Source organism: Paenibacillus macerans (assembly GCF_900454495.1).
GTDB lineage: Bacteria > Bacillota > Bacilli > Paenibacillales > Paenibacillaceae > Fontibacillus > Fontibacillus macerans.
This window is the reverse complement of record NZ_UGSI01000002.1, coordinates 813,038-837,976: the sequence shown is the minus strand read 5'-3', so window position 1 is coordinate 837,976 and position 24,939 is coordinate 813,038. Positions and strand designations below refer to the sequence as shown.

The window sequence follows — 24,939 nt, the reverse complement described above, 5'->3', positions numbered from 1 at the left end:
CCAGGTTCCCCTAGGGTCAATTGCTAGCGAATCTTCAATTGTTAACCATCGTACCGTGCTATGTAGGTCGGCTATGCCGGATGATTATAATTTGATTACGTTAGCGGCTTGCGGTCCACGAGCGCCTTCAACGATTTCGAACTCGACGGATTGTCCTTCTTCCAGCGTTTTGAAGCCATCGGCTTGGATTGCGGAGAAGTGTACGAATACGTCGCCGCCTTCTTCAGTTTCGATAAACCCGTAGCCTTTTTCTGCGTTGAACCATTTAACTTTACCTTGCATGCACTAACATTCCCTTCATTTTCAAATAAGCGTGCGGCCCCAATAAACCAAGCCCCACATTTCTGACTATACCACCCGACTTATCCAGTGTCAATTACCAAAGAAAAGGTTTTACTGTAAATAATATGTAAAAACTTGTCGATTGGTGAACTGTTGGAGTCAGGTCTGTTAATAAATAATACCCCACAGAGAAAAAAATGAAACGGCACACCTGCAAAAAAGCTCTTGGGCAACGCTTATGGCATGTCCCAAGAGCTTAAATCGATCTAGAACTCAGTAAGCATTAACTTCAAACGTAATGATTTTATCAAAGAACACATAGTCTTTACGATTTACAAACGGACCTTTATTATTGTCGTGCTTATCAATGGCAAACATAGCGGTTCCCGATCCATTGGCACGTCCCTCATACCAATTTATGAAGGCTTTTACTTCCGACATAGACAAATCGTATTCTTTCTCAATCCCGTTAATGAGGATAAGCCGAAGCAAAGCCCGCTCTCCTTCTTCGCCAGGAAGGGGAGGATTTACCACATCGCCTTTCGGCGTAGCGGAGGCTTCATTTGAACTTCCGCTTTCACCGGCATCTGTAACAGCAGTGACAATATAATAATAAGTGGTGCCGTTAGTAACATTGCTGTCCGTGTAACTGTAAGTATCGCTCGTTACCGTGTCGATCACATCATACGGACCGCCGGAAACAGTGGCCCGCTTCACATTAAAGCTCGTGACGTCTTTACCGGCTCCGCTCCAAGTTAAATTAACCTTCTTGTTCCCTGCGGTTGCAGTTAAACTCAACGGCTCTTGCGGAGATGGAGTCTCCCCGCCTTTGCCGAAGACATTCCATTCGTATACTCTCGCACTGCTGCCCGCCGTATATTTTAAAGCTACTGTGGAAACCCCTTGCACCGGGGTTGGAAGCGTCTGAATTTCATCATTGCTCAATAACGCGTACCTTTGCAGTAAGATGTTATTTTCATCATAAAACTCGACCGCTAATGCACCTGTGTTTTTGGCAACGACCGCGGAAATCTCCATCGGTGAGGAGAAGCTGTACCAGACAAAATTGTTGCCGCTAATGTCGGTAAAGGTGGAGATGTTATTATCCGTCAGATTCCGTGTCGTACTTGCCGGACTGGATATGGATTGACCCACCTGCAGTGTTAGCCAGTCGAGCAAGCCTCCCGTATACCTGGTCGCATCCGGCTTTATGCTTTTTTCCGGAGAGTTGGCGCTTTCTCCCGCCCGGTTCACCGCGGAGACTACATAATAATAAGTCGTGCCGTTGGTGACGGTTGTATCCGAATATGAAGTTCCCTTCACATTTGCAAGCTGAATATACGGCCCGCCGGGGGAAGTGGCGCGTTTCACGTTATATGATTCCGCCCCCGTCACGGCCCATTCCAATTTCACGATTTTGTCCCCGCTTTGAATCCAGTTAATCGTCGTAGGCAATGGCGCCGCGGATGGAGCGGTAAAGACATTCCATTCGTAAATCCTCGCACTGCTCCCCGCCGTGTACTTTAACGCGATAGTGGAAACTCCCTGTACGGGAACCGGGAGCGCCTGAACTCCGTCATTGTTTAATAGTGCATATTTTTGCAGCAGGTTGTTGCTCGCATCATAAAATTCAACCGCTACCGTACCGGTGTTTTTGGCAACGACCGCGGAAATCTCCACCGGTGAGGAGAAGCTGTACCAGACAAAATTGTTGCCGCTAAGATCGGTAAAGGTGGATATGTTATTATCCGTCAGATTCCGTGTCGTACTTGCCGGACTGGATATGGATTGCCCTACCTGCAGTGTTAGCCAGTCGAGCAAGCCTCCCGTATACCTCGTCGCATCCGGCTTTATGCTTTTTTCCGGAGAGTTGGCGCTTTCTCCCGCCCGGTTCACTGCGGAAACCACATAATAATAAGTCGTGCCGTTGGTGACGGTTGTATCCGAATATGAAGTTCCCTTCACATTCGCCAGCTGAATATATGGCCCGCCGGGGGAAGCGGCGCGTTTCACGTTATATGATTCCGCCCCCGTCACGGCCCACTCCAATTTCACGATTTTGTCCCCGCTTTGGATCCAGTTAATCGTCGTAGGCAATGGCGCCGTGGATGGAGTGGTAAAGACATTCCATTCGTAAATCCTCGCACTGCTCCCCGCCGTGTACTTTAAAGCAACGGTGGAAACACCTTGTACAGGAGCCGGGAGCGTCTGAATTCCATCGTTACTTAACAATGGATACCTTTGCAGCAGGTTGTTGCTCGCATCATAAAATTCAACTGCTACCGTACCGGTGTTTTTGGCAACGACCGCGGAAATCTCCACCGGGGTAGAAAAAGTATACCAAGCAAACTTTCCGCTGCTGAGATCGGTAAAAGTGGATATGTTACCATCCGTTATTTGCGTGACGGCTGTTGATGACTGGCCTATTGCGGTGCCCACTTGTATCGGCACACTATCCAACAAACCATCTGTATACTGGGATGCTGCGCTCACACTTTTAGGACCGACAATGACCACACTCAAAAAAACCGCTAGAACTAGTACAAAATGCCCAACTCGTTTCAATTTTTACCCTCCTTTGGCAATATATTGGTTCTTTTATACTAGTAAAATAGCATTTTTAATTATGGATGTCCATACATTAATTACAAATAAATAAATAATAACCCTATTATTTCAATATATAGAGAACAAGCGATAAGACCAAGCCTAGAAAAACTAGGTCATATTGACTAATAATCATTTACAAAATAGAACACTAACATTACAATTATTCCCATAGATACATATTAACTATATAGATGTTTTTAAATTGTGAGATTCCGAAGAGGCGCCCTTCGGCTCAAATAATAAAAGATTAGGTGAGAAAATGAGTAAGCAAAGCTGCATAACCAGTCTTTATCTTGTGTTGCTTTTGGGAATATTGATATTTCCGAAAGAAGTATTTGCTGCTACAATCATCGATAATCAAATGAACTCCAACCCTTTTAACCGCGGTAGTATAAGTACAGGACAGTGGGTTGATTCAGTCGGAGCCACTACTGTAACTGCAACATGGTCCGATGCATGGTCCTACGAAAATAACAAAGACTATGAAATCAAAACTAGTTATAACATTATGTCATATGGAAGCCAATACTATGCAGAACTTAACCTGGGACTGATGAGGATTGTTTATTCAAGGGACGGAATAAGTGCAGTCTACGTTAAGGATGGGGATACTTGGAAGACACATGTCATGACAACAAAAGGGAATTATGTTTGGAAACTCATCTATACTTCGGAAAAGCAATATCAGGTATATCGCAACTCTGTATTGGTAGCCAGTGGTAAGGTTGAAAATTTACCTGCCGACACCAAATTTTCAATAACAAGTAAAGTCAATAACGAAAAATTTTCACTATCGCTCGCTCCTTGCTTCTTTCTTGTTTTCCATTAGTGCAAATATAGACCAAGTAAAAGCCACCCTACTTAAGCTCATTTTGGGTAATACAAGCTTCCTGTGAAAAGAGAGGCAAAAAACATAGACTTAAAACAAACAGATGATTTAGGCTCAAAAAAATAGAAAAACACCTGGCATTCCTTCAGATAGTTGTACGAATAATCCAACTCAAGGAATGACAGATGCTTTAGAGCAAGCACGTCGATCATGATCAGAGTTCTTAGTAGCTCAAGTACTAACTTTAGTATTAAGCCAAACCTCCACTCCCCTGCCTAATCTCATCCATTAACTGACAAATGTCCTCATCTTTATTTTGAATCTGGTCTAGATAATGCAGCGCTAATTCATACTCATTAGCCTTAAATAGAATATAACCCAAATTATAAAGTGAGTTTTCATCGTTAGAATCCAGTTGTATCGCATATTGCAACAATGGGATCACCATATTAAATAAGCCATTGTTGTAGAAAAAAATCGCTAGTTTATTGGCATACTCTATTCTGTTGCAAGATAAACTATTGATAATTCTTATAAGATGCTCATTTGTTAGGTTCCCGTCACAGACACTATCCAATAATTTCAACAGGTCTTCTTCATTCTCCATATCCAAGCTTAAGCGCTCAACAATATCCGTTATGTAATTGTCGAAATTAGACGAATTCGCCTCTACCAGATACTTTTGGGTTTCATATTGTTCTCTTAGCGAAGGACCGGCCAATTTAACAAGCTCATCAACAAACTGTTGATCCAGATCATTAATAGAACCCGTCTCACCGTATAATCGAAGATTTAAAAAGCCTGCATTTGTAAACATGGCTTTAATATCTTTTTGCGTAAACAGTCTCAATTGAGAACGATCTACTACTCCCGGCTCCTTATATATACCTCTTCCGTAAAGCACTTCTCGCAAAATGCAATAATGCATAAAGTTAGGGATACTAGCCACGATCTTGCCCCTTGGTTTTAGGAGTCCGCTTAAATTCTTCACAACTTCCCATGGATCCTGTAGGTGTTCGAGTGTATCCGCTAAAATAATGTAATCGAAATAGTTAGCTGGGTAGTCCGGAATTGATTCCTCAATATTTGCTGTTTTAACACTCGCAAAATTTGAAGCCATCGCTGCCGCAGCTTTATTTTCTTCAATCCCGTGTAATTCCGCGTTTTTAAATTTCCCTTTTATCCCCATGAGCGTTCCGCCGCATAAGCATCCGATCTCCAATACTCGAATAACTGCGTTCCGATCAAAAGGGCTTAATATATGGATAATATCATTTCTGATTAATGATGATCGTCCCGGTTCAAATCCCCATTTTTCCACAAACTTTTGTTTGTTGCTGTTCATTAAAGCCATGTACTTTTCATTTTTGGCCCCAAAAGAGACCGATCCATAATGATGAATAAATACATTTTTGCAAAGCACGAGATGATAGCCTGCTTCGATCATTCTAAAACTATAATCATCATCCTCAAAATTGCCTGGAGTAAACCTTTCATCCAGCAGCCCAATTTGATCGATGACCTTTCTTTTTATCAACAAACAATAACCCATTAATCGCAATCTATATTCATGTGCTTCTTGAAATTCAGGAGTATTAAGCATACTTCGATTAAACTGATCGGCAAAAACAAACATTTCTTCGATCGTTTGATAAGGAACGTCAATTTGTTGAAAATTGGACATGCTATTGGTTACAGGCCCTACTGCTGCAATCCGTTCATCGCTGTATAAAGACTCCACCAAAAGCTCAAGCCATCTAGGGGTTACTACTACATCGTTGTTTAATAGAAGAACATTCTCACCTTTAGCAAGAGTTATGCCTTGATTACAGCCTTTAGGAAAGCCTTCATTCCGATCATTCAATACGGCCAGAATATCATGCTGTTGGCTTAACCACCCAGGGGTTCCATCGGTAGACTTGTTATCAATCACAATCAATTCGTAGGTTCCCGGTTCAGTATATTTTCGAATACTATCGATGCATTGCTTTGTGTATTCCAGTTGGTTGTATGTAAGGATAATGATGCTGGTGAGTGTCTTCATCTCATCTGCTCCAATCAATTCCGTATACTGCTCTGCCATAATAGCTTACAGTTGTTTTAACCTTTCGTTCGATGGCTGGTAACCATATGTTGTTGCAGCTTCACGATAGCACTCTTTTGCCTTATTTATGTTCCCCATCACTTCATAAAGGCCGCCCAAATTATGCAATGCGCTAAAACTCCCGGTTCCCCTAACGCTGTTATATTGATCCGTTTCTCCAATTTCCAGGCATCGCAAGTAAGATGCTTCAATAAGCGGAAACAACTCGACATATTTTGCGGTGTTGCTTAGAATCAGCTTCATGTAAAATATCCCGCAAGCAAAATGAAAATCACTGAAATCCCGTAAAAAATCCCTTTCCCGCTGAATCACCGGCAGGCCGGCTTCCAGTTGGCCCGTTGCTATCAGTTCATAAAGCAAATTGACGATAACGTTGGGAGCATAGTATTCCTTTCTTGTCAGCAGCCTGTATGCTTGCTTAAGATGGTGACATGCCTGGACATGATCGTTAATCCCTCTGTATTCTTTGGCGATCTGAAAATGAAAGTACGAGTCGTGGGGGCTTTTTTCGATCTCTGTTTTTAAAATGGGAATATTCCGCTCAGCTTTCGATTTTAGATAACCATCGTGCCAAATCTCCACAGGCAGCTTAATTCTGGGAAGATCGGAAACCAATTGTTCATGGATGCTGCCCTCGTATCTGACTCCGGACGGAAAAATTCGCGATATAAAGCTTTGCGCGGTGGATTCCAAACCATCATCACCTATAAATTGGTTAATGATTTTGAATCTGCCGATCGCTTTCTCGCCGTTTATGAACTGGCGAATAGCGGCGCCGTCCTCGCTTTTTACATATTCATCAGCGTCCAATACCAGGTTCCAATCGCTTGTCGAGTATTCCAAGGCGGCGTTTCGGGCGTCCGCAAAGCTTTGGTTCCATGCCCAATCGTAGATTTTCGCGCCGTAGGCTTGAGCTATTGATTTAGTCCGATCCGTCGATCCCGTGTCGACAATAATAATCTCATCCACCAGCTTACGGACGCTGTCAAGGCAGCGCGCCAGAACTTTCTCTTCGTTTTTGACGATCATGGTCAACGCTACAGTCTTCATTCAGAATCCTCCTGATCCGCGCTTGCTGACTCTTACTACAAAAAAAGGTCGTATATTGCCTTCAATGTTCAACTTATATAGAAAGTTTTTATTCACTCTTAGGCAGCGCTAATAACACTCCAAGAGCTTAATTCACTTTAAACTTCAGCTATTTTAACGGGATTTCTGATCATAGGGATGAAGTATTCGAAATCCCTAACGCCATATTGTAAGCATTAACCTCAAATGTAACGATTTTATCTAAGAACATAATATTTTTATGATTTACAAGCTAAGATGAACGTAAACAAAAGACAGCCCTCCATATTGCTACATCTCGCAGGTTAAAATGTATAGTGATAAACCAAACCATTTCAGAGCTACATAGCAAAAGAAGAACTGATACTATGCAGTCTACCACAAAATTTGTCGATTTAGATGTATCCAAAGAAAAAAATTCGGTTGTGATTGCAGATGTGGCGGGAAAGCTCCGCGCTATTACGGGAGCATTCCTCACACACCGGCAGCGCTCCGCAAACTTATCAAAGAGCTGGGGGGGCCGAAACACTATCATTTTGTTATGCGGCAGGTCCAACGGGTTACGAAACTTATCGCTAGATCACCTCCATGGGAGTCCATTGCTTCGTCATTGCCCCGTCGCTCATTCCCAAACGCCCCGACGACCACGTCAAGACGGATCGACAGGGACGTCGAGTAGCTTGCCCGTCTTTTCCATGCAGGAGAATTAACGCCTGTCTACGTCCTGGAGCGGGAAGACGAGGCTTTGCGGGAGTTGGTTCGCGCCCGGGAAGCCGCCAAAAAGGACACGCATCGGGCACGTCAGCGGATATTGAAGTTCTGCTTCACCATCAAGTCGAACCGCCGGCTACGATAAAGCGTCGTTGGACGAAGAAGTATCGTGCCTGGCTGGGGCAATTGACATTCCCTTACGAGCCTATGCAAGTGGCCTTTGATGAGATGCTTCATGCCCTGGATGGATGAGATCGAACAATGCATGGGGCGATTGGAAAGAGCATTCGGTCAGTAAGCCACGGTTGGCCCAAAAGCATCTCTGATTCAGGTACTTCAGTCCTTGTGTGGTATTGGGCTAATGACGGCCATCACTCTTGCAGCTGAAATCGGTTCATTTGCACGCTTCCGCTCTTCTGCTCAACTTATGGCGTACTTAGGGCTGGTACCTCGGGAGTACTCACCGGCCAAAGCACTCGGAGGGGAAGCATGACCAGAACCGATAATGGGCGTTTACGCCGAGCCCTGGTGGAAGCAGCCTGGAGCTATCGCTACCACCCTGCGGTGAAAGGAGATCTCGCCAAGCGCCTCGATGGCACGCCGACCGACGTACAAACGTTGCCCTTGAAGGTTCAAGAAAGATTGCACTACAAATACCACCATCTCGTTTTTGGATAGAACAAGCACAAAAATGTAAAGCCTGCTTGCGAGTCATCCAGCATTTGCGCTCTATGATAAAAGGCCTACCTGCTTGTCCCTTCGATTCCGATTTTCGCCTATCTTGCCAAGTGGGCCTCGTCTGGACTTATCAGTTTCTGGATCCCAAACAAAGGTATAGCCGACGCTTCCGCGCTCAACCGTGGAGCAAGCTTTTGAGGTCTACAGCAGCCCATAGTACTCATATGTAGCAACCTTCTTCCAGCACCGTCCAATTCATACATAACGAAGCTGTTCCCGTAGAAGGAGACGCATTTATGAGCAGGTAATGGAAAGCGGCCACCAGTCTCGTACGACTGCTCCCTTAATTATACCGTGGCCAAGCAAGGCTTTGTGCATTGGTGCCCCAAAGGGGAGGCCATCTACCACAAGCCCTCTGAAAACAGTGCGTAACTAGGAAACAGAGATTGTAAACTACCATCAATGTCGTTTCACCAACAACAACGTCGAAAGGCGTCGCAATAGGATAAAAGTCTTTAAGAACCGTCACTACTTCACGCGAAACCGCAACGGTTACAAGGTGGGGATCCTCGTTGAATGTAATTGTCATTGGCTAATCTCCTGAAAGTCAAGCACTGATTATTAGATTGAGCCATTTTATAACTCCGACCTTAAGACTGAGCTCCCAATGAATCAAAATTAGAGATTCCGGCTGTAATTTGCATTGTTAAGCATTTGATTGACGATATAAACCAAGTCCTCATCGTTTACGTACCCATCGATAACTTGATCTGCACTATGTCTGGCTGTATCTGTATCAGCCACTGCCTTTCCAAAATAATATCCGTCGATTGCAAGGTCAACGAGCGTATACTCACCTGATCTGTTTACATCATCGACGGTTACAGCCTCAACGATTACGGAGTCTAACAGACAGTTCTCTTCATCCAGATCAAATTCTCGTTCGGTGTCTGCAATTCTCCCTCTTAGGGCATCAACATCCCCAGTTCCGATGCTAATGGCTCTAAACTTGAGCTTTAAAATAGTCGTGTCCTCATGAATACCGTATTCCTCACCTTGACTCGCGATAATAAATCGAATATTACCAGACTTATCTGCCGACTCGTTGTAGACTTTATATCCTGTAATTTCTTCGTAACCAAGATATTTAAATAGGGTCGTGTCATAATTGATCGTAAAATCTTCCGCGTAAATTTTGTCCACATTTTTCAAAGATATGGTAGCATCAAACTCCTGGCCTACAGTAACGGTATCTTCGTTGATGATAACAGCCAAGACTGGATTTAAAGCTACAGCAGATGGAGTTGCAGAAACTTCATTTGAGTAGCCGGATTCGACTCCATTTACTGAAGCAGTTGCAACAATATAATAGGTTACTCCATTAGTGAGATTGGGAATAGTGTAATTTGAATAAACATCACTCGTCACTGTTACGAAGTTTGTATACTTTCCAGATTCTGTTCCATAATAAACGGTGTAACTTTCTGCGTTATCCACTTTATCCCATGAGAGTGTAATTTGGCTGTCTCCAGACGAAGCACTTAAGATTGCCGGAGAATTGATTCCGATTAGGTAACCACCTTCGTCAAGATCAATCGCATCTACAAGTAACTCTTTTCCACTAACTAGATTTTTTAATTCGATTGTATGAGTGCCTGGAGATAAACCGGTTTTTTCATATACTACCGTTAAATATTTATACGTTGACGAATATTCTGAAATTATTTCTGAAACGCCATCTATAGTAACCTGAATTCGGGAAGAGTTACCAGGCGCATAGTTGTTGACCAAACGAATTTTAGTTCCCGTAAACTTAAATTTAGAACTAGCCCCATTACTAGTCGAATAGTGATGCCCTCCCTTCCAAAAGGCGGAACTATTATCTTTATAGACTTGCCAAGTCCCACTATAAGAAATTGCTGCATTCGTGTCATCAAACCTTGTCCAGCCTTCTTCGGGTTGAAAAAGTTGTATTGGGGTTACTGCCGCATATGTGCTTGTTGGCGAAAAAATGAAAACTGATAATAAAATTACACCGAATACTGAAAATAATTTACCGAACTTTAATTTCATACAAATCCCCCCACATAATAATTTAAAAACTCTTATATGGTAAATCATACATAATAATTCGTCCAAACAATTCCATATATAATATATCATAATAAGTAATATAATCATTTTATTATCATTTAATGAGATATATTCCATTATATTATCAAGAAGTGATCCGGGAAAAAAATGGTACAACTTTAGGGTATAAAATTGGATCTTTGTATATTTTTGGAGTGCGGCAATAAGATAATAAGGGATCGGTTACACCCGATCCCCTGATACAAAGAATCGCTATAAAAGTGGGCAGCTTCGGAATGATCCAGAAATAGACCTTCACTGGGAGAATGGCCTACTTACGACTTTTTTTTGCTATAAAATATCCACCTAACTTTGTAACTAAAGAATCCATGTTTCTTGAAACGTTCTCGTTGAAGCTCCAGCATGCGTTGAAGGGACAGAATCCAAGTAAAGGCGGCAGAAGGAAATTTGTGCATGAATAAATAGATACCATAAGACTAATCTTCGAATTTTACAAAACTAAGTTGCTTTTAAAACTGTTAAAATGTTATAGTAACGAAAAATGAAAATACAGAACTGGAACATCCTATTGGTAATCGCGCTATCCTCGTCGTTACTATGAACACTGGACTTGAGAAAGAACTCTCGATGTAGTAGGTTAAACGATTTTATAACTTTGTATGAGAATAAACAAACTGGGTCAGGGACAGTATTGGCTGTATCTTTTGCTATTAATAAGCATGGTAACAATAAAGGTCCGTTCTCTGCGAGATAGGATTAAGTTATCTTCGATAAGATTCTATAGTTTAAAGTGAATGAATACAATTTTACAAATGAATAACATTGATTATTTTTTTTATTCCTTCCTCGATTCCATCATTCCAACTCCAGCCCATCTCTTTTAATTTTGAAGTATTTGCGTAGGAATCCATAATTTCCGATTCTCGATAAGGTAAAGCACCGAATAGTAGTTGGGTACTAGAGTTGGTTAAAAAATGAGCCGACTCGATAAAGTGCCTTATTGATACACTTACTCCTCTGCCGATTTCTATCTCGTTATAAAAATCCGAAAAAAGATGTAAATTATTTATTATGTATCGATACGCTGAAGTCACATCGTCTATCGATATAAAGTCTCTCTTTTGCTCTCCAAGAGTTAGTTCCAAGGAGGGTATATTATTCAATAATTGAGTGATTGTATTAATAGTAAATTTATTGGGATTGTCATTTGGTCCATAGACATGCTCTAAACGAGCATTTATTAATTTCGTATCTCCTTTCCCCCTAAATATATCGGCTAATTCCAAAAAATATCGTTTTGTTTTTGAATATGAACTAAGATAATTATAGTTCTGATGAGCAGGTTTATTAAAAAAAGTATCCGTATTAATAAAACCTTGTACTTTATGCTCAATAGCGTTCTCTAGTAACTTCATGGGGAAAACAACGTTACTCTCTATTTGTTCACTTAAAGACTCATTGCCGCCATAAGATGTTGCTGCATGGATAACAACATCTATACATTCATTAGCGAATACATTATTAATTGCAATTTTATCAATATCATACGACACGGATTTGTTTAAAATGCTGTCAATTCGATAGGTATCCGAGAAACTTCTTTTCAATATAATTACATGATGATGATCATCCAGTAGCCCTTTGACTAGATGACTTCCTACGAAACCTGTTCCGCCAGTTACAAGAATTCTCATTGGCTCAATCCTCAAATTTTATAGGCTGCTGTATTCAAGAATTTGATTCTCACAAACTTCTTGCATATTTCTTTTATCCATGTAAGCATAATTCCAATCAATGATTTTTTCAATGGATTGTTCCAGGGACCATTTAGGGGCCCATCCCAACTTATACTTGGCTTTTGAACAGTCAAGTTTCAAATAATGCGCTTCATGAAATTGATTATCGCGTCTTATTTGGAAACCTGCATTTCCATTCCATCTGGAGCAAAATCTTTCAACAATCCACTGAACGGTTTTAGCATCATCGTCATTTGGCCCAAAATTCCAAGGTTCCGCATACTCACTACCATACAGATACAGTTTTTCTGCGAGTAATAAATATCCACCCAATGGTTCAAGAACATGTTGCCATGGTCTAATGGAGTCAGGATTTCTTACTATAATGGGAGTATTCTCTAATAAAGACTTCATTATATCGGGTACGAGTCTATTATTGGCCCAATCTCCGCCACCGATAACGTTGCCTGCTCTTGTGGTTGCTATGGCTACACCGTGTTTTTCATAATTTTCAGCATTAAAAAAAGAATTCCGATAAGAAGCCGTAACCAGCTCGGAGCAAGCTTTACTACTGGAATAAGGATCGTAACCGCCCATGGGTTCATTTTCGCGGTATCCCCAGAACCATTCCTTATTTTCATAGCACTTATCTGTAGTTACGTTTACAACAGCCTTAATTTCATTCCCATTATTAATTCTTCTGATCGTTTCTAACAAATTAACGGTGCCCATAACGTTTACCATATATGTTTCAACCGGGTTAATATATGATTCACTAACAAGCGGTTGAGCCGCCATATGAATAACAATTTGCGGTTTGGCTTCTTTCATTGATTGCTCTAACAACTCAAAATTCCTAATGTCGCCAATAACGCTTTTTTCTATAAGCGATTCAATATTACACACTTCAAATAAATTAGGTTTTGTGGAGGGCGGCAAAGAGAATCCTGTTACTTTGGCACCTAATTGTGTTAGCCACAACGATAACCAAGACCCTTTAAAACCAGTGTGCCCGGTCAAAAATACCCTCTTATCTTGCCAAAAGTTTTTATTCGCCATTGTTCGTCACCATATCCAAGTCCCATGTTTTCCACGGGGCTTTCCCTGTTTTCCACAACTCTTCAAGAAGATTCTTATCTCTCATTGTATCCATAGGTTGCCAAAACCCTTCGTGTTTATAACTCATCAATTCACCGTCTTTAGCCAATCCTTCTAATGGTTCCTTTTCAAAAACAGTAGTGTCATCACATATATAGTTGAAGACTTCCGGCTGCAAAACAAAAAAGCCTGCGTTAATCCATCCACCATCACCTTTGGGTTTTTCTTGAAAACCTTTAACCTCATTACTTGCCGTAATAGTAAGTGCACCAAATCTCCCACTTGGCTGTACCGTGGTAACCGTTGCAAGTCTTCCATAAAGCTTATGGCTCTCAACCAACTCAGATATATTGACATCTGACACCCCATCGCCGTAGGTAAGCATGAATGGCTCATTTCCTATGTACTTTTGAATTCTTTTCACCCTGCCGCCGGTCATTGTATCTAAACCGGTATTAACCAAAGTAACCTTCCAAGGTTCAGCCGTATGATTATGAGTAATGAGCTGGTTGTTATTTTGAAAATCAAAGGTCACATCTGATTCATGTAAAAAGTAGTGAGCAAAATACTCTTTAATGTAGAAACCTTTGTAACCTAAGCAAATGATAAAATCATTAAACCCATAATAAGAGTAATGCTTCATAATATGCCATAAAATCGGCCGCTCCCCTATTTCGATCATCGGTTTAGGTTTAAGATGAGATTCTTCGCTTATTCTAGTCCCATATCCGCCTGCAAGAATAACTACTTTCACAACAAGGACCCCTTAGTTAGCATTTTTTGAAAGAACGAATTCTCTTATCTTTTCGATTACATAATTGATCATTGCATCTGTTAGTCCTGGATAAACCCCTACTAAGAACGTATCATGCAATATCTTATCCGTATTGGTTAAGTCCCCGTGTACTCTATAGTTAACGCCTTGGTACGCAGGTTGGCGAATTAAATTTCCAGCAAAGAGCATGCGTGTTTGAATCCGGTTTTCTTCAAGATAATTAACGATCTCATTCTTGGTAAATCCAGCTCCATCACGAACTGTCAATATAAAGCCAAACCAGCTTGGATCTGAGTTAACAGTTGCTCTAGGCAAGATGAAGTATTCTTCTAAATCTCTTAATCCCTGGTACAACCGATTAAAATTATTTTTTCTAGCTTGAACAAAGTCAGGAACTTTCTTCAATTGCGCCACCCCAACAGCAGCCTGCATGTCTGTGACTCTCAAGTTGTATCCTATATGGGAATAAGTGTACTTGTGGTCATAACCATACGGCAGGGAACCTAATTCCCAACCAAACCGTTTACCGCATGTATTGTCACAACCTGAAGGGCACCAGCAATCCCGCCCCCAATCTCTAAATGATTCTATGATCGTCTTCAATAGTGCATTATTCGTATAGACTGCTCCACCTTCGCCCATCGTCATATGATGAGGAGGATAAAAACTGGACGTTCCAATATGGCCATGTGTTCCTGTTAATTTGCCTTTATAAATAGATCCTAAAGCATCGCAATTATCCTCAACGACCCATAGATCATATTTATTGGCAACTTCCAGCACCTTGTCCAGTTCGAATGGATTGCCCATGGTATGGGCAATCATAATCGCTTTTGTTTTTGGTGTAATAGCCTCTTCGATACGCTCTGCAATGATGTTATATGTTCCTAGCTCGACATCAATAAAGACCGGAACAGCTTTGTTTTGAACAATGGGGCCAACTGTAGTAGGAAAACCTGCTGCTACAGTAATAACCTCATCACCCGGTATGATGCGCTTCTCTTTTAATTTAGGAGAAGTTAAAGCTGAAATAGCCAATAAATTTGCTGATGATCCGGAATTTGTTAACAAAGCATATTTTACTCCCAAATACTCGGCGAATTCTTTTTCAAATTGCTTATGGTATCTACCAGCAGTAAGCCAAAAATCCAAAGAAGAATCGACAAGATTCCTCATTTCTTGTTCATCGTAGACCCTGCCTCCATATACTATTGGAGCGGAATTTTTATCAATCTTTTTGTCCAAATGGAACAAATTATGATAATTTTCGACATTGTACAAAATTTCTAATCTCATAATCTTTTCAAGTTCATTCCTGCTTATGTCTGAATATATTTCAATATCTTCCGAGTTCAAACTAATTTTTTTGCGTATATCCAGATATAGCGGAAAATCAAAATTAGAATTATTGATTTCCAGGTTATAAGTACTTGAAAAATCTTCAGGTAGATTTTTATATAAAGAATAGCCATACATAAGTTGTTTATTAGTAATAACTACATAGCTTTTAATACTTTTAACAAAGACGATTTTCCCCATTATTTCGGCACTCCTTTTGGCCTTACCTATTTTTAAAATCTAAAAGTATCAATACTATCATATCGGCATGTTATCGTTATAAATAAACATAAATTAACCACCAATATTAATGCTATAATTTAATCAAAAATAAAAAAGGTGCTGAACGAAGATGATCAAAAAAGAACTATCCGAGCTGACTCAACAGATCGATCAAGAGCTACAAAAAATAGATGATCTGTTAGCTAATGAACTGGTTGAAGCAGCATATTCAGAATATATTAATCTTGTAAAAAAGATAGAAAGTACGGAATACAAAGATATTGATATTCAATATAAAGCCAAAGCCTTCATCTCTTTTGCTTATTTTTTGTTTAGCGTGTCAGAATTCAATGAGTTTTTTAAGATGCTAATAAAAGCTCAGAAATATGGATACTCAAGAGATGATTTAGAAAAAATACTTTTAGAAGCTTTTGTCGAGCCTAACTTAAATGAATTTAAAACCCTTTATGAAGCTAATATCAAGTTTTTACAATGGAATAAATACATAAATATCGAGAAAACTGTAGCTTTTGATGATCTACCATTTTGGCTTCTCCCCAATGGCATTCCAAATGAATACTATTTATATCATAAGAAACAAAAGCTTATACAAGAAAAAATAACACTATATAATTATCAGCAACTTCAATCACTACCGACCTCAGATGCCTTTGCAGATTATTTGCTACTAGAGGATTGGAATTGGAGTAATGTCTTGACATATACAAATTCTATTAAAAAAAGAAACAAGAAAACTTATATCATAATTAAGGATATTGAGAAGTTTCTTTCATGTTTGCAAGGTGCATTATTAAATACCGAAACTATATCTAATATATTAATATTTGATAACCTTAATCGTTTCAGTGAGTATCTTTCGGACTCTAATTTATTTCTCCCAAGGAATATCATTAACCTTTCAGATAAAAGTTCAATGCCTCAACAAATTTTAGACGAAATTCATAACACCCGGATTCTTAAAGAAAATCGAAAGGGAGATCGAGTTTTACTCAGTATTTGTATTCCTAGTTACAACAGAGGGAAAAGAGCTTATGAAAATATAATTCATCTGCTGCAATCCAACTATGATGAGGAAATAGAAATTATTTTGTCTAATAATGGGACGCAAAATGAAACAAAAGCACATTATGAGCAAATTAAGGAGATTAGAGACGGAAGATTAAAATATTTTGCTTTTGAAGAAAATCAGGGATTTGCCAACAACTGTTGCAAAACCTGCGAATTGGCAAGTGGGGAATTTATTTTATTATTAAGCGATGAGGATTTGATTAATTTTAATAATTTACATTTCATTATGAATAAATTGTATGCTTCAAAAGATACTGTATCTGTGATGAGAACTTCATCTACTTCACAGTACAAGTTATCCAATTTAGTTGCAGCTCCAGGAAAAGAAGCCTTGTTAAACTTTATGTTATCATCTAATTATATGTCAGGCCTTATTTTTAATAATAAACTCCTCAAAAAATATAATGGAATCGAATACATTAAAGAAAAACTGAATAATAGCGTATGTTTCTGGTATCCTCACATGTTCTGGGAGCTGCTATTATGTCAATATGGAAATGTAGAGAGTACAGATCTCATTCTAGTAAACGAAGGAAGAGCTGAAAAAACTGAATTCGATAATCTGAAAATAAATGATGAGGTTGTGATACCTTACTATGCAACAATTGAAGGTCGATTGGAACAGCACGAAGGATTTACTCGGATTTTTAATGATTTAGAGATTTGTGGTCAGGATCCCGGCCTACATAGGGAAATGTACCTCCGACTTTGCGTGAAAACTTTGTTTCTAACAACAATTTCAATAAATGCTTATTATAAAAGAACAAATACCGACACCCAAAAATTATACGAACAATCGTATAATTTCTGTTCAAAGGAAAGCTTCTATAAAACTAACATAAATAATAATGATGAATATTATCGACATGATCTAAACATAATTACTCAATATTATGAGCACTTTAAAAAATCAATTTAAATACAATTCAAAAAATCTATTCAAAAAGGATCTTTTTCAAGATCCTTTTTTCATTCATATTGGTTCAAAAAAAGATCGTATACCTTTTTGACCGCTGTCATCACATCTGCCACATCCTTGTCTGTCATCCTCGGAAAGAGCGGCAATGTTATGGCTGTATTGTAATATGCCTCCGCATTAGGACACAAACCTGAGCAATAACCAACTCCCTTGTAGTAAGGCTGCAAATAGACCGGAATATAGTGTACATTTACACCGATATTTTCCGCACGAAGCGCCTCAAAAATCTCTCTCCGATCTGCGGCAAAGTATTCCGGCAACCAGCGAATTACGTAAAGATGCCATGAAGACTCGGCCATAGGGTGCTGCTTTGGAACAACAAGGCCAGGCAACGTGGAGAAAAATTCATTATAGGTTGCGGCGATTTCCCGTCTTTTTGCAATAAAATCGTCGAGCTTGTCCATCTGGCTTGCGCCCAACGCCGCTTGCATATCGGTCATCCGGTAATTGTAGCCCAGTTCCTGCATTTCGTAATACCACGGTCCGTCCGTCCGCGTTAATTTTTCCGGCTCCCGGGTCATCCCGTGGCTGCGGAACAACAACAACCGCTCATAGTAGCGCTCATCGTCCGTCGTAATTATACCTCCTTCGCCGGTTGTAACATGCTTGACCGGGTGGAAGCTAAACATTGTCATATCGGCCCAAGAGCCTATCTTTCGCCCGGCGTAAGAAGCCCCCAGCGAATGCGCGGCATCTTGGATCAAAACGAGGTTTCGATCATGCGCCAACATCGAGATTCGATCGATTTCAACCGGCTGCCCCGTAAAGTCAACCGCGATAATCGCTTTGGTTCGTTCGGATATTTTCGACTCAATCTCCGCCGGATCGACATTGTATGTATCCATGTCGATATCTGCAAAAACCGGCGTACCGCCTTGATAAAGCACACAGTTGCTGCTGGCTAGAAAAGTAATCGGTGTTGTGATAACTTCATCTCCCCGACCGATCTCCGCCGCGAAACAAGCGCCATGAAGCGCGGCCGTGCCGTTGGCAAAGGCCACCGCATATTGGGCTCCGACGTATTCGGCGACCTTTCGTTCAAAAGTTTGAATGGCCGGCCCTTGGGTTACGAAATCGCCCCGCAGAACCTTAACCACCGCTTCAATATCCTGTTCATCCAGCCACTGCTGCCCGTAAGGCAGCAGTGTAGCGCGAACCGGCTGGTTAGATTCATGTTCTTTTGACATTCTGCATTCCCTTCTTCCTTAAAATGCAAATTATACCGGTTGCTAATCCAACCCTCCGGATCGAATCCACTCGCGTGTCCGGGCAATTCCTTCCTCCAGCGTTACCCGCGGCTCCCAACCGAGCAAACGTTTAGCTTTTTGCGAATTGCACAGCAGCTTCTGGATTTCACTCTGCGGGTGAATATGTTCTACATGCCTGATCCGCGAGCGATCGCCTGCGATAAGCAACGCCAAATCGTTGATCGCAATATCCCGTCCCAATCCGGCATTCACAATCTCACCGTTAACGGCATCGGAAAAACCAGCTGAAACGACAAAATTTGCACAATCCTCGACATAAAGAAGGTCGCGCGTCTGTGTGCCTTCTCCGTATATGCGGAGCTCTTTTCCATCCAATTCATTTTTGATGAAAATAGCAACCACGCCGCCTTCACCGCCGGTCTTCTGAAACGGACCGTAGGTGTTGAATGGGCGAATGACCACAGTCGGCAAACCGTAGGCATGATAATAAGACAGGACCATATTTTCGGCGGCAACCTTAGCCCCGGCGTAAGGCGAAGCCGGTTTTGTCGGATGCAGTTCGGTGATGCCGGTGTCGTCGTTACAGCGGTCATAAACCATGCAAGTACTCATGAATACGACCTTGGTATTATACTTGCGGCATTGCTCCAAAATATAAAACGTGCCGACCGTGTCGTTATTAAACGTTGTTCGCGGATCATCGATCGAATCCTGTACATTAATGGAGGCACCAAGATGATAGCAAATATCGAACTTATGCTGATCAAATAAATCGCTGAGCAACCGCTCGTCCAAAATCGTTCCTTTGATGAACTGTTTAAATCCTTGGTGGCCGTGAAACTCACGGATGTTTTCTTCCCGCCCATTGGACAGATCGTCCAAAATCCAAAGATTGTGTCCCTCTTCCAAAAGGCGTTTGGCAACCCAACGCCCAATAAATCCGGCGCCGCCGGTGAGTAAGATGTTCATAGGTTAGAAACTCCTTAAAATAGAATTCTTCAAAAAGCACGTACCAGTGGAGGAGGCGTATTTCCAAGCTTCCCATCCAAATAGAGATCTACTATGTTGTTATCATATAACTCGTAAATTACACGAAGATGATAAGGCTCCCAATCCGCCGAAGTAAACAACTTACCGCTGCTCTTTTGCGGCACTTCTACGATGCTTTCACCTAAAGAAATCTTCCTTAGAATTTCTATCAGGTCAATCGCGGTTTGCTTTACGGCGTTGCAGGCCACATCATGTATCCCATCGCCGTAATTTAAATGAGGCACAGAATGATGAATAATCCCCCCGCCGTCCAATTTCGAAGTAAGGCGGTGTATGGTCATTCCCGCCCAGTTGGGCTTCATAAAATAAAATGGCCAGAATAAAGTAGTATTCCCACGATACCAGGGAGACAAGCCGCCATGAATATTCCAAGAATACTCAGGAAATAATCTCAGCACCTCTTCATTCAGTTTATGAACCCCATAGCTGATCACAACATCGGGATCATATTTAGCAACCCAATCCATCACAGACGGCCCGTTTAATTCGGATGTATTAACGTACAGAACTGGGACAGTCCAGTTTGACAAGGCAATATTGCCGAAGGCTTGATGCTCTGTCCGTTCCCTATCTTGAAAGTGCCTTAAAAATAACTTCTTATCACTTTCTTCTATGTTAGTTGGCGGCAAGGGAAGAAACTCTTCACGTTGCTCAATAATAAGAGAAGTTAAATATCCGGCATTATACAAAGTCTGTGCAAAATATAGGTGACGGGGATGTGAACCGGTTAATAACAACAGTTTCAATATAGTCCCCTCCTCTCATCAAATGGTCCCGAGATGATTTTTTTCTCCAATAATAATTTTATGATAGGAACAAGTTCTAAAATGCTGCAATGGCATTTTTCAGCGATATCTCTTAGTAAATGTTCTCCATCAGAATAGTTGAGAATTATTAATATTCGCGATAACTGCACTCTATTGTCATTTAATTGATTAGTCGAAAGCCCCATACCCGTTGCGGCAGCGTTTATATCAGGGTATAGCTCATGTTTGTCCAGCTTGACTTCGCCAAATGGGGTATTATTGATATAATAGCCATCCCACTCCAAAGCCTCAATTAGCAATTCTAATTCATTTACACTTTTGTGTAGAGCCTCAATCGTCATCGTTTCTTTGGTATCCAGAGAATTGTGATAACCGGGATAAGTCCCATAGACGCTTCTGGCCATTTGCCCAACCGGGAAGTTAAACCCTGGGGAACAATACTGTCTCTCATCCGATCCATCAATCGGAGTAAACGGTCTAGTATTACCCTCCAGTGTATGAAATTGATTTAAATGCTTCCACATTAAATCAATTGGGGCGTCTCCTCTTCTCGACATTTTATAACTTAATGATGGAGTGCTGCCCAAACAGGTGAGTACAATACCGCTGTAAATCTTGGGTCGCATTTCTTCACCAAAACGATGCAAGTAGCTTATACTGCCAATTGTTTCGGGAAGAAAAACAAACCGATAAGTAAATCTTCTGGGACGATTAGCCAGTCGTTTATAGAGGAAAGTTGACACAATGGGCCCGCTTAACTCGTTATTCGCTAAAGAAGGATGGCAAACATATGCGCTAATCAGCACTTCCTTTTTACTCTTTCCAGGCAATATAGCATGAGAATAGTTTAATTCTCCATCTATAAATTCGCTGTCGATATAAGCATGGTATTTCCCCGGCTTGAGATTTTTTCTTACTTTATGAGGAAGGCAAAATCCCCAACGTTCTTTATAATAAGATGTTACATAAGGAATAGCCTCGGGCAGTGTCGGAATGGAAAAAAGGTGCTCCTGCAATTCTTCCAATTCCATTTCCTTATTGACTGCTGCACTATAATTCAATACATGAAGATTATGATCTTTAAAATCAACGATCGTATTTCCGTCCGGTCCTGTCAAAACAGCTTCTTTGATTACCCATTCCTTAGGAACCGTCCAGTCATAAACTTCAGTCCCCGACTTCACTCCAAAGTGTTCAAGCGGAACATACTCTGACAAAATGCTCAAAGTTTCGCGCAAACCCGCCCCGGTTATACTCCGGCATATCGGAAACAAACGATCAAACAACTCGTCCATTTCGGCAATCTCATTTTCACCCAAGTCCAATCAACTCCAGCCTAAACGTTTCTATCAGAAATCCATAATTATATTGAGATTCTAAAATAAATCCCACGTTAAAGGAGTACCCTTTTTTATATCTTTTTTTACCGATTTTCCTAAGAGATGATCTAAATATTTCGTCGGTAATCCTAGGCCTGGCCGAATAGCCTTTACATTGTTTTTTGTTAATGCTTCTCCCTTTTTTACATCTTGGGAAATATAAAGAGAACGGCGGTGTTTTAATGATGGGAGCTCTTGATTCGTTGCCCCGTAAGTGATCGTACCTAAAGCCTGCCAGGCCCGCTCGGATTCAACCACCAATGCTTGCAACTCATCAGGCTCAAGTGAAAAAGCGGAATCAACCCCTCCTTCAGCTCTGCTGAGGGTGAAGTGCTTCTCGATCACTGTGGCTCCAAGAGCAACGCTTGCCACTGAAACGCCGATGCCCATGGTATGGTCGGAAATGCCGACTTGGCAATTGAACAGTTGCTCCATATGAGGGATGGTCAATATGTTTGTATTATTCGGCGAGGCAGGATAAGTGCTTGTGCATTTCAACAACACGATATGCTTTGCGCCGGCATTTCTTGCCTCCCGAACGGATTCATCCAACTCGGCTATAGAAGCCATACCCGTGGATATAATAAGCGGTTTTCCCGTGGCCGCAACCTTCCGAATAAGTTGAATATCCGTATTCTCAAATGAAGCTATTTTATAGGCTGGAACATCTAAACTCTCCAGAAAATCTACCGCCGTCTCATCGAATGGGGTACTAAATGCAATTAAGCCCAATTCGGCGCATTTTTTAAATATAGGTTCGTGCCATTCCCACGGGGTATAAGCTTCTTGATACAAGTTATAGAGTGACGAACCACTCCATAAGTTATTGGGATCTTCGATAAAGAAATCCCCCTCATGAATATCCAGGGTCATCGTATCCGCCGTGTAAGTTTGCAGCTTCAACGCATCGGCCCCGGCTCTGGCGGCAGCTTCCACAATGGCCAGCGCCCGGTCCAGCGATTGATTATGATTACCGGACATTTCTGCAATAATAAATGGCTTTTGATCTTTACCAATCCACCGATTACCGATTTGAAATTTCATGAATCCCACCCTGTCCTATTGAAAGTCATTAAAATGAGCAGCGAAAGAAAGTTCCTTAATAACTTGACTGCCACTAGTCTCGGCATGGCTGTTCATCAACTCCAGGGAGCGATTGCTCATAGCCCTCATCTCCTCAGGAGCACCTATAGCTCTCTTTAAAATATCGGCATATTTTAGTGAATTCATTTGCCCATACCACCCGGAATTCCAAATAACCCCCATTTGATTGGCTAAACGCGCAGCCTCCAGTTGATTATCAGCCACTACAGTGACGGATGAAGGCAGGCCTAGGTAACATCGCTCCCACATAGCGACACCACCGGCCCCTAGTGCAAAGTCAGCGGCGGCGATCAATTCGGCCATATACTCGATCTGTATGTGTAGAGTGAGACGATCAATCGTTTCACATTTTCGCTTAATTTCTTCTTTAAATCGGTGGGAGTGGCCAATCACAACATCAACTGTTAGATCGTACATCGAAAGTTCTTTAAGCGCATCAATCGCTTTTGTCGTTTCATTGGTAGGGTCGCTTCCCCCGAAGAACATTAGCAGTCTGTGTATTTGCCCTGTCCTTTCCCTTAACTTCCGACGTTCTGTGTAAAATGACGACCGAAGCAGCAGATAGGATGGTCCAAGCAGCAATTTGCACTTATCCGGGACAAGATCACGATATCTTCCCCCCGGGTCTCTGGCTAAGTTCTGATCAAGAAGAACATCCGCATGATGCCTCCGATTGGCTAAATCATCAATAACCAGCAACTTTTCGATGTAGGGGCGGATTCTGGCCTCCCACTGCTCGTCTATTCCGTAATGATCAACAATCATCCATTTAGGCTTTACTCCTAAATTTAGAGCGATATCGGCAGTAAACTGAACATCAAACTCCATATTCTCTAAAGATAAAGGATCCTCCGTTTCCATCACATAAACATTAAATCCTCGGGTTTTAATATACTCCACCATATGTCCTTTAAGCGCCCGGCAGATAAACAGAGACTGATGACCATGACGTTTCAATTCATCTGCCAGAGCTAAACATCGCATCACATGCCCAGTCCCAATTTCCTCCGAAGCATCTGCTCGGATAAGTACGATATCTTCCAACTATACCACCGACTTTTATTTGATATGAGCATTTTAGCTGTGATTGTTCATACGACTGGCTTTTGCTCCACGTGAGCATTGAGGCTAGCTAGTTCAGGATGGTCCAGCAAGTATTGAATAACCTCTGCGCTAGAGATGTAAGGATCATTGAAATGTCTTGCTACCGTTGAGATTAATGCGTAATCTTCCTCTGTATCAAGTGTGATGCGAAGCTGAGGATGCAGTCGGTTCACAGGAGGGTGATACACCGCTCTGGTAAATTGCTCTCTATATTCATAAGCATAATAGGTCACGTGCTCCCTGTGGCGAGGCTCTTGTCCATGCTTATCTATTATCTGCAGTGCAGAATAGGAGATCGCTTCGACAGCAAGCCCCCTAGGCAAAGCAGCCCCCAGATCGACGATATCGACTTGCTCCTGCTGGATTAAACGAATCATGTCCTCCGCCATCTCCACATCGACAAAGGGACAGTCGGCTGTGACTCGTACAACATAAGTGGGCTGGTAGGGCCGAGCCGCTTCCATATAGCGGCTTAATACATCTTCCTCCGAGCCGCGGCAGCAGACGATCTGGTGCTTGCTGCACCACTGCTCCACCGCATCATCCTGCGGTAACCTCGAAGTAGCCACAATCACCTCATCGACCCCGCGAATACTTTTGCAGCGGGATGTTACATAGTACAAATTATCGTGATCGCCTAACGGCATTAAGATTTTTCCCGGCAATCGCGAGGAACCCATTCTTGCTTGAATAACCACGATTGTTTTCATAGGC

At 41.5% G+C, this 24,939-nt stretch carries 20 protein-coding genes and 1 pseudogene; 5 read left to right on the top strand and 16 right to left on the bottom strand.

Annotated features, from left to right (window positions below):
- Nucleotides 1-84: 84 nt before the first annotated feature.
- Together DYE26_RS26830 and DYE26_RS26825 are read right to left on the bottom strand one after the other, a co-directional pair.
- Complete coding sequence (locus DYE26_RS26830) at nt 85-282, bottom strand: cold-shock protein (protein WP_036619360.1); 198 nt, start codon at nt 280-282, stop codon at nt 85-87.
- Between the two features lie 273 nt (nt 283-555).
- Complete coding sequence (locus DYE26_RS26825) at nt 556-2,733, bottom strand: fibronectin type III domain-containing protein (RefSeq protein WP_227872953.1); 2,178 nt, start codon at nt 2,731-2,733, stop codon at nt 556-558.
- Nucleotides 2,734-3,151: 418 nt separating this feature from the next.
- Here DYE26_RS26825 and DYE26_RS26820 point away from each other — a divergent pair, with 418 nt between their 5' ends.
- The gene (locus tag DYE26_RS26820; protein WP_036619355.1) at nt 3,152-3,721 is read left to right on the top strand and encodes a hypothetical protein; all 570 of its coding nucleotides are present in this window, start codon (nt 3,152-3,154) and stop codon (nt 3,719-3,721) included.
- Between the two features lie 250 nt (nt 3,722-3,971).
- On the opposite strand, the gene DYE26_RS26815 is transcribed toward DYE26_RS26820, so the two are convergent.
- Both DYE26_RS26815 and DYE26_RS26810 read right to left on the bottom strand, forming a co-directional pair.
- On the bottom strand, nt 3,972-5,765 hold the full coding sequence (locus DYE26_RS26815; protein WP_063836295.1) for a glycosyltransferase: 1,794 nt from the start codon (nt 5,763-5,765) through the stop codon (nt 3,972-3,974).
- Between the two features lie 45 nt (nt 5,766-5,810).
- Nucleotides 5,811-6,875, bottom strand: a complete 1,065-nt coding sequence (locus tag DYE26_RS26810; RefSeq protein WP_240534086.1) for a glycosyltransferase family 2 protein — start codon at nt 6,873-6,875, stop codon at nt 5,811-5,813.
- Between the two features lie 1,090 nt (nt 6,876-7,965).
- Between DYE26_RS26810 and DYE26_RS34960 the strand changes: the two genes are divergently transcribed.
- Nucleotides 7,966-8,097, top strand: coding sequence for a transposase (locus DYE26_RS34960; protein WP_082207641.1), 132 nt, complete (start codon nt 7,966-7,968; stop codon nt 8,095-8,097).
- Entirely contained in the window at nt 8,094-8,282 is a 189-nt protein-coding gene (locus tag DYE26_RS26795; protein WP_051985226.1) for a hypothetical protein, read from the top strand. Before DYE26_RS34960 ends, DYE26_RS26795 begins: the two co-directional genes overlap by 4 nt.
- Before the next feature lie 678 nt (nt 8,283-8,960).
- On the opposite strand, the gene DYE26_RS26785 is transcribed toward DYE26_RS26795, so the two are convergent.
- Nucleotides 8,961-10,355: a cohesin domain-containing protein gene (locus DYE26_RS26785; protein ID WP_051985225.1), complete on the bottom strand. Its 1,395-nt coding sequence runs from the start codon at nt 10,353-10,355 to the stop codon at nt 8,961-8,963.
- A gap of 579 nt (nt 10,356-10,934) precedes the next feature.
- Between DYE26_RS26785 and DYE26_RS34400 the strand changes: the two are divergent.
- Nucleotides 10,935-11,130 (top strand): annotated as a pseudogene (locus DYE26_RS34400) (fibronectin type III domain-containing protein); the annotation flags it as partial.
- A 52-nt stretch (nt 11,131-11,182) separates the two neighbouring features.
- Here DYE26_RS34400 and DYE26_RS26780 read toward each other — a convergent pair.
- From DYE26_RS26780 to rfbH, 4 genes are read right to left on the bottom strand one after another with little or no spacing between them, the layout of a single operon-like run.
- Nucleotides 11,183-12,070, bottom strand: a complete 888-nt coding sequence (locus DYE26_RS26780) for an NAD-dependent epimerase/dehydratase family protein (RefSeq protein ID WP_036619353.1) — start codon at nt 12,068-12,070, stop codon at nt 11,183-11,185.
- An 18-nt stretch (nt 12,071-12,088) separates the two neighbouring features.
- Nucleotides 12,089-13,171 carry a CDP-glucose 4,6-dehydratase gene (rfbG, locus tag DYE26_RS26775; protein ID WP_036619351.1) on the bottom strand — a complete coding sequence of 361 codons (1,083 nt, stop codon included), beginning with the start codon at nt 13,169-13,171 and terminating at the stop codon, nt 12,089-12,091.
- The gene (gene rfbF / locus DYE26_RS26770) at nt 13,161-13,964 is read right to left on the bottom strand and encodes a glucose-1-phosphate cytidylyltransferase (protein WP_036619349.1); all 804 of its coding nucleotides are present in this window, start codon (nt 13,962-13,964) and stop codon (nt 13,161-13,163) included. The genes rfbG and rfbF overlap by 11 nt, the downstream gene beginning before the upstream one ends.
- Before the next feature lie 12 nt (nt 13,965-13,976).
- Nucleotides 13,977-15,524 (bottom strand): lipopolysaccharide biosynthesis protein RfbH, encoded by a 1,548-nt coding sequence (gene rfbH, locus DYE26_RS26765; protein WP_218032586.1) that lies wholly within the window; start codon nt 15,522-15,524, stop codon nt 13,977-13,979.
- A gap of 151 nt (nt 15,525-15,675) precedes the next feature.
- Between rfbH and DYE26_RS26760 the strand changes: the two genes are divergently transcribed.
- Complete coding sequence (locus tag DYE26_RS26760) at nt 15,676-17,553, top strand: glycosyltransferase family A protein (protein ID WP_036619347.1); 1,878 nt, start codon at nt 15,676-15,678, stop codon at nt 17,551-17,553.
- 50 nt (nt 17,554-17,603) lie between these two features.
- Here the strand turns inward: DYE26_RS26760 and pseC are convergent, their stop codons facing one another.
- From pseC to DYE26_RS26725, 7 genes are read right to left on the bottom strand one after another with little or no spacing between them, the layout of a single operon-like run.
- Nucleotides 17,604-18,800 carry a UDP-4-amino-4,6-dideoxy-N-acetyl-beta-L-altrosamine transaminase gene (gene pseC / locus DYE26_RS26755; RefSeq protein ID WP_036619346.1) on the bottom strand — a complete coding sequence of 399 codons (1,197 nt, stop codon included), beginning with the start codon at nt 18,798-18,800 and terminating at the stop codon, nt 17,604-17,606.
- 42 nt (nt 18,801-18,842) lie between these two features.
- A complete protein-coding gene (locus DYE26_RS26750) occupies nt 18,843-19,790 on the bottom strand; it encodes a dTDP-glucose 4,6-dehydratase (protein WP_036619344.1) in 948 nt (315 codons plus the stop codon).
- A gap of 29 nt (nt 19,791-19,819) precedes the next feature.
- A complete protein-coding gene (locus DYE26_RS26745) occupies nt 19,820-20,617 on the bottom strand; it encodes a formyltransferase family protein (RefSeq protein ID WP_036619342.1) in 798 nt (265 codons plus the stop codon).
- A complete protein-coding gene (locus tag DYE26_RS26740; RefSeq protein WP_218032585.1) occupies nt 20,614-21,957 on the bottom strand; it encodes a DUF4910 domain-containing protein in 1,344 nt (447 codons plus the stop codon). Before DYE26_RS26740 ends, DYE26_RS26745 begins: the two co-directional genes overlap by 4 nt.
- 57 nt (nt 21,958-22,014) lie before the next feature.
- Entirely contained in the window at nt 22,015-23,061 is a 1,047-nt protein-coding gene (gene pseI, locus DYE26_RS26735; protein WP_036619341.1) for a pseudaminic acid synthase, read from the bottom strand.
- 15 nt (nt 23,062-23,076) lie between these two features.
- Nucleotides 23,077-24,165 (bottom strand): UDP-2,4-diacetamido-2,4,6-trideoxy-beta-L-altropyranose hydrolase, encoded by a 1,089-nt coding sequence (gene pseG, locus DYE26_RS26730; protein ID WP_036619339.1) that lies wholly within the window; start codon nt 24,163-24,165, stop codon nt 23,077-23,079.
- Between the two features lie 47 nt (nt 24,166-24,212).
- The gene (locus tag DYE26_RS26725) at nt 24,213-24,935 is read right to left on the bottom strand and encodes a cytidylyltransferase domain-containing protein (RefSeq protein WP_036619338.1); all 723 of its coding nucleotides are present in this window, start codon (nt 24,933-24,935) and stop codon (nt 24,213-24,215) included.
- Between the last annotated feature and the right edge of the window lie 4 nt (nt 24,936-24,939).